Genomic DNA, 4,549 nt, shown 5'->3' with positions numbered 1-4,549 from the left:
CCCCGGTCGACGTTGCGGCCGCTGGCGGCTCTTCCTCCGACGGTCCGCCGGGCGGATTGCCGTCGCTGGCGGTCCTTGCCGACCTGGCCGACCTGACCGGCCGGGAGGTCGAGGTGCTCGAATGCCTGGTCGCCGGGATGTCCAACAAGCAGGTGGCCCGCGCGCTCGGCATCTCGGTGCGGACGGTCACCGTGCACGTGTCCAACCTGTTGCGCAAGACCGGCTCGGCCTCGCGTACCGGGGTGGCGCTCTGGGCCGTCCGCCAACGACCGGCCGCGCCGGCTTCGGTGGACGGCTGAGCCGTTAGGAAGGGACCCTTAACCTGCACCAGGCGTTAACAAGGGGCCCTTCCTTACTTCTGTCGGGGGTAGCGGAGCAGCAGGCTGGCTGCCACCTCCTCGTCGCCGACGGCGGCGTACACGTGCGGCACGTCGGACGTCCAGCGCAGGTGCCCACCGGCGGCGGCGGTCAGCGGTGCCTCGGCCGGGCCGGCGCGCAGCACCCCGGCGAAGACCGTGACGTGCTCGGTGACCCCGGGCTGGTGCGCGGGTGAGAGCTGGCCGGGGCCGGGCGTGACCCGCATCCGGTACAGCTCGTAGGTCGCGTCCGCGTCCTCGAACACCTCCAGCAGGGTGGCGCTGACCGCCGCGCCGCGCACGGTCGGCCCGGCCGCCGGCCCGGACAGCACCGCGGTCAGCGGTACGCCGAGCTGAGCGGTGACCGCGTACAGCGTCTCCAGGGTGGGGTTGCGGGTGCCGTTCTCCAGCCCGGAGAGCGTCGCCTTTCCCACCCCGGCCAGCCGGGCCAGGGCGGACAGCGAGATCCCGTGTGCCTCGCGCAGGGCGCGGACCCGGCGACCGATCGCCGGGGTGTCCGCGTCGGCTCCGGCCTGCTCAGCCGGCGCGGTGGACGGACCTGCCGGTACGCGCCGAGTTGCCAATCCGGGTGGGGGTGTCGGCGTGGGTTCGGCCTGCGGGCTGGGTGGGTCTGGTGGTGACTGCGGCACCCCGCTATGGTGCTACACGCTGCTGTTCCGTAAACGGAACGATCGGGAGGCGGGGCATGGCGGGACGGATGCAACCGGTGCTGGCGGGCGTGGTGACCGCGCTGGTCGGGTTCGCCAGTTCGTTCACCGTGGTGCTGGCCGGGCTGCGGGCCGTCGGGGCCACCGAGGCCCAGGCCGCCTCCGGGCTGCTCGTGCTCTGCGTCGCCTCCGGGCTCTGCGCCGCCTGGCTGGGCCTGCGGCACCGGCTGCCGCTGAGTATTGCCTGGTCCACTCCCGGCGCGGCGCTGCTGGTCGCCACCGGCCCGGTCCCGGGCGGCTGGCCGGTCGCCGTCGGGGCGTTCCTCGTCTCGGGGCTGCTCATCGTGGCCGCCGGGCTGTTCCCGGCGCTGGGTCGGGCCGTCGCGGCGATCCCCAAGCCGGTCGCCGGGGCAATGCTCGCCGGGGTGCTGCTGCCGTTGTGCACCGCGCCGGTCCGCGCACTCGTCGAGGTGCCCCGGCTGGCTGCCCCGGTGCTGGTGTCCTGGCTGCTGCTGCACCGGTTCGCCCGGCGCTGGGCGGTCCCCGGCGCGCTGCTGGTGGCGGCGGGGGCGATCGCGTTGACCACTCCCGGCGGCGGCACCGGCGGGCTGCGCCCGGTGGTCGAGGTGACCGCGCCGCAGTGGAGCGTGCCGGCCCTGGTCGGGTTGGCGCTACCCCTGTTCCTGGTGACCATGGCCGCGCAGAACGTGCCCGGCACCGCCGTACTGGTCGGCTACGGTTACCGGCCGCCGCTCGGCTCCGCGTTGCGGACCACTGGACTGGCCAGCATGGCCGCCGCGCCGGCCGGTGGGCACGCGGTCAACCTGGCCGCCATCACCGCCGCGCTGGCCGCCGGCCCGGACGCGCACCCCGATCCGGACCGGCGCTGGATCGCCTCGGTGACCGCCGGCGTCGGGCTGGCCCTGCTCGGGCTGGGCGCCGGGGCGGTCACCACCCTGGTCGGGTGGGCGCCGCCGGTGCTGATCGAAGCGGTCGCCGGGCTGGCCCTGCTCGGTGCGCTGGCTACCGCGCTGACCTCGGCGTTGGCCGATCCGACGGCCCGGGAGGCCGCGGTGGTCACCCTGGTGGTCACCGCCTCCGGGGTGTCGCTGGCCGGCGTGGGCGGCGCGTTCTGGGGCCTGGTGGCCGGCTGCCTGATGCTCCTGCTCTTCCGCAACCGCCGCACCCCAGGCGACCGCACCTCATCCCCAGACCAGCCCACCCCAGACCAGTCCCCGCCCCGGCACCAGGCTGTTGATCATGAGGTTAGCCGGTAGGTAAGCGCTTGCCGAACCCGTCAACTTCATGATCAACGCGGCCGGGGGGTTGGGTTAGTCCTCGGGGGGGAGGGCGGTGGCGGGGGTGTTGAGGAGGACCTGGTTTTCGGAGATGGTGGCGATCTGGTCGGCGAGTACGTAGACCGCGCCGGTGGGGACCAGGTCGGTGGAGACCTTGAGGTAGCCGGTACGCAGCAGTCGGGCGGCCAGGTCCGCCGGGACGTCCGGCTCCTCCACGGCCGCGGACTCGATCAGTTCGTCCAGGCTGCTGCCGGGGTCGGCGACCGGTGCCTGCACGGTCACCGCGTTGGGATCGCCACGCTGGACGAGGTCCACCGTGCCAACGTCGATGCCGGCGGAGTCGACCACCCGCATGCCGGTGTTGACCCGCGACACGGTCGTCTGCTGATCGATGCCCTGCTGCTCCATGCTCGCGCGGTTCCCGCCCCCCGCTTCCCCTAAACGCACCCCGCCCCCACCCCTCCCTGGACTCGTATTGTTGATCAAGGGATTCGCGTCGGAATCCGGCCGAGGTTCGACTCAAACCCCTTGATCAACGTGGGCCGGCTGGTGGGGTGGTCCAGCCGGATGGGGGGCGGGGGGAGAGTTCGCGCCAGGTGTCGGGGCCCTGGAGCAGCGCGCGCACCGTTTCTTCGGCCTCGTCGACGGTGTCGTACTCGTAGAACCGGGAGACTCCCTCGGCACCGCCGGCCCGCTGCTCGACGTGCCACCGGTCGGCGTCCACGCGGAGGAAGACGTCCCGCCGCGCCAGTCGCCCCCATTTCCCGTTCCACCAGTGCTTTCGCTGTTCCATGGCGGGACTCTATCGAACATGTGTTCGAGATGATGCGGCCCCTGCGGGATTCCCGCAGGGGCCGATGTGCAGGTGCCGGATTCAGCGCGCCGCGGGCGGTTCCTCCCGGCGGCCGAGGGCGTCGTCCAGTGCGCCGCGCTGCTGGGCCGGGGTGGTCCGGCCGGCGGCGACCAGGGCGTCCCGGATCTCGGTCAGCAGCTTGACCTCCTCGCTCGGTGCGGCCGGCGGTGGCTCCTCGCCCCGCTTACGCCGCTCGGCGAGCCGGTTCATCGGGTACACCACGAGGAAGTACAGCGCCGCCGCGGTGAGCAGGAACGTGATCAGCGCGTTGACGAAGGCGATCCAGTCGAAGGGGATGCCCCGGATATCCGGCGCCGTGCCCGAGATGCCGTCGCTGCTGCCGGTGATCAGCAGCACGAAGACCCGGATCAGCGGTTCCAGGAACGATTTGGTGAGCTGCGTGACCACGCCCGTGAACGCGGCGCCGATGACGACGCCGACCGCGAGGTCGACGACGTTGCCGCGCATGATGAAGTCCTTGAAGCCCTTGAGCATGCGTACTCCCGAGGTGTCCCGAATTCGTCGAGGACAACCTATGCCCCGGGCGAGGGCTCCAGAAAAGCGCCGGCTTCCCGGGCGGCGCGCTCCGGATCGCCGTCCCGGATCGCCGCCACCAGTCGGGCGTGGTCGACGTGGCGTTCCGGGGTCAGCGCGTCGCCCATCGCGTGGGCGACGGTGCCGACGGAGGCGTACAGCTCGGCGAGCATGCCGTTGTGCGCCGCCGCGACCACCGCGGTGTGCAGCGCGGCGTCGGCCGCCACGAACTCGGCGACCCGGCCGCCGCGCCAGGCCGCCTCGCGGGCGGCCAGCGCGCCGTCGAGCGCGGCCAGGTCCTCGGCGGTACGCCGCCGCGCGGCCAGCCGGGCGGCCTCCACCTCGAAGGCGCGGCGCACCTCGATCACCTCGACCACCCGGTCGTCGGTCAGCCGGCGGGCCACCACCGGGGCTAGTTCGTCGGTGGTGAGGACGTACGTCCCGGAGCCCTGCCGGCACTCCAGCACCCCGGCGTGGGCCAGGGCCCGGACCGCCTCGCGCACCGTGTTGCGCCCCACGCCGAGGGCGTCGACCAGCTGCGGCTCGGTCGGGATCCGGCTGCCCACCGGCCACTCGCCGTCCATGATCCGCTGGCGCAGCTGCGCGATCGTCTCCCGTACCCGTCGGCCGCGGGGCGGGACGGCGGCGGAATCAACCGGCGGTGGCACTGGTTACACCAGCTCGCAGGAATTCATCCCATGATTGTAGGTTCGAGGCCATGACCCCGCCACCCGCCGGCACCCCCACTCCCGTCACGACCGCCGGCGGACCCCCGCCCGGCACCGGAACCGCCGTGGCCGGGACGCCCCGCGCCACCGGGGGGCTGTTGGTGCTCGCCGG

At 73.4% G+C, this 4,549-nt stretch carries 7 protein-coding genes; 2 read left to right on the top strand and 5 right to left on the bottom strand.

Going from position 1 to position 4,549, the window contains the following annotated elements:
* The coding region (locus tag AB0M52_RS31075; RefSeq protein ID WP_363961090.1) for a helix-turn-helix transcriptional regulator at positions 1 to 299 on the top strand (299 nt) is incomplete at its 5' end.
* 53 nt (positions 300 to 352) lie between these two features.
* Here the strand turns inward: AB0M52_RS31075 and AB0M52_RS31070 are convergent.
* Entirely contained in the window at positions 353 to 940 is a 588-nt protein-coding gene (locus tag AB0M52_RS31070) for an XRE family transcriptional regulator (RefSeq protein WP_363961088.1), read from the bottom strand.
* Positions 941 to 1,062: 122 nt separating this feature from the next.
* Between AB0M52_RS31070 and AB0M52_RS31065 the strand changes: the two genes are divergently transcribed.
* Positions 1,063 to 2,301 carry a benzoate/H(+) symporter BenE family transporter gene (locus AB0M52_RS31065; protein WP_363961086.1) on the top strand — a complete coding sequence of 413 codons (1,239 nt, stop codon included), beginning with the start codon at positions 1,063 to 1,065 and terminating at the stop codon, positions 2,299 to 2,301.
* 54 nt (positions 2,302 to 2,355) lie between these two features.
* Here the strand turns inward: AB0M52_RS31065 and AB0M52_RS31060 are convergent, their stop codons facing one another.
* The 4 genes from AB0M52_RS31060 to AB0M52_RS31045 form a co-directional block, all read right to left on the bottom strand.
* Positions 2,356 to 2,715 (bottom strand): hypothetical protein, encoded by a 360-nt coding sequence (locus AB0M52_RS31060; protein WP_363961092.1) that lies wholly within the window; start codon positions 2,713 to 2,715, stop codon positions 2,356 to 2,358.
* A 139-nt stretch (positions 2,716 to 2,854) separates the two neighbouring features.
* Positions 2,855 to 3,115 (bottom strand): hypothetical protein, encoded by a 261-nt coding sequence (locus AB0M52_RS31055; protein ID WP_363961084.1) that lies wholly within the window; start codon positions 3,113 to 3,115, stop codon positions 2,855 to 2,857.
* An 81-nt stretch (positions 3,116 to 3,196) separates the two neighbouring features.
* A complete protein-coding gene (gene mscL / locus AB0M52_RS31050; RefSeq protein ID WP_363961082.1) occupies positions 3,197 to 3,670 on the bottom strand; it encodes a large conductance mechanosensitive channel protein MscL in 474 nt (157 codons plus the stop codon).
* A 38-nt stretch (positions 3,671 to 3,708) separates the two neighbouring features.
* Complete coding sequence (locus AB0M52_RS31045; RefSeq protein ID WP_363961080.1) at positions 3,709 to 4,377, bottom strand: FCD domain-containing protein; 669 nt, start codon at positions 4,375 to 4,377, stop codon at positions 3,709 to 3,711.
* Positions 4,378 to 4,549: the final 172 nt, after the last annotated feature.

Origin of the sequence: Micromonospora sp. NPDC051296, from assembly GCF_040682255.1 — a bacterium.
Classification (GTDB): Bacteria; Actinomycetota; Actinomycetes; order Mycobacteriales; family Micromonosporaceae; genus Micromonospora; species Micromonospora craterilacus.
The sequence above is the reverse complement of the archived record's forward strand: the minus strand, read 5'-3'. Positions and strand labels throughout refer to the sequence as shown.

Bases quoted from the DNA above. Each gene is read 5' to 3' on its own strand.
- mscL (WP_363961082.1), bottom strand. From the start codon at position 3,670: ATGCTCAAGGGCTTCAAGGACTTCATCATGCGCGGCAACGTCGTCGAC.
- AB0M52_RS31065 (WP_363961086.1), top strand. From the start codon at position 1,063: ATGGCGGGACGGATGCAACCGGTGCTGGCGGGCGTGGTGACCGCGCTG.
- AB0M52_RS31055 (WP_363961084.1), bottom strand. From the start codon at position 3,115: ATGGAACAGCGAAAGCACTGGTGGAACGGGAAATGGGGGCGACTGGCG.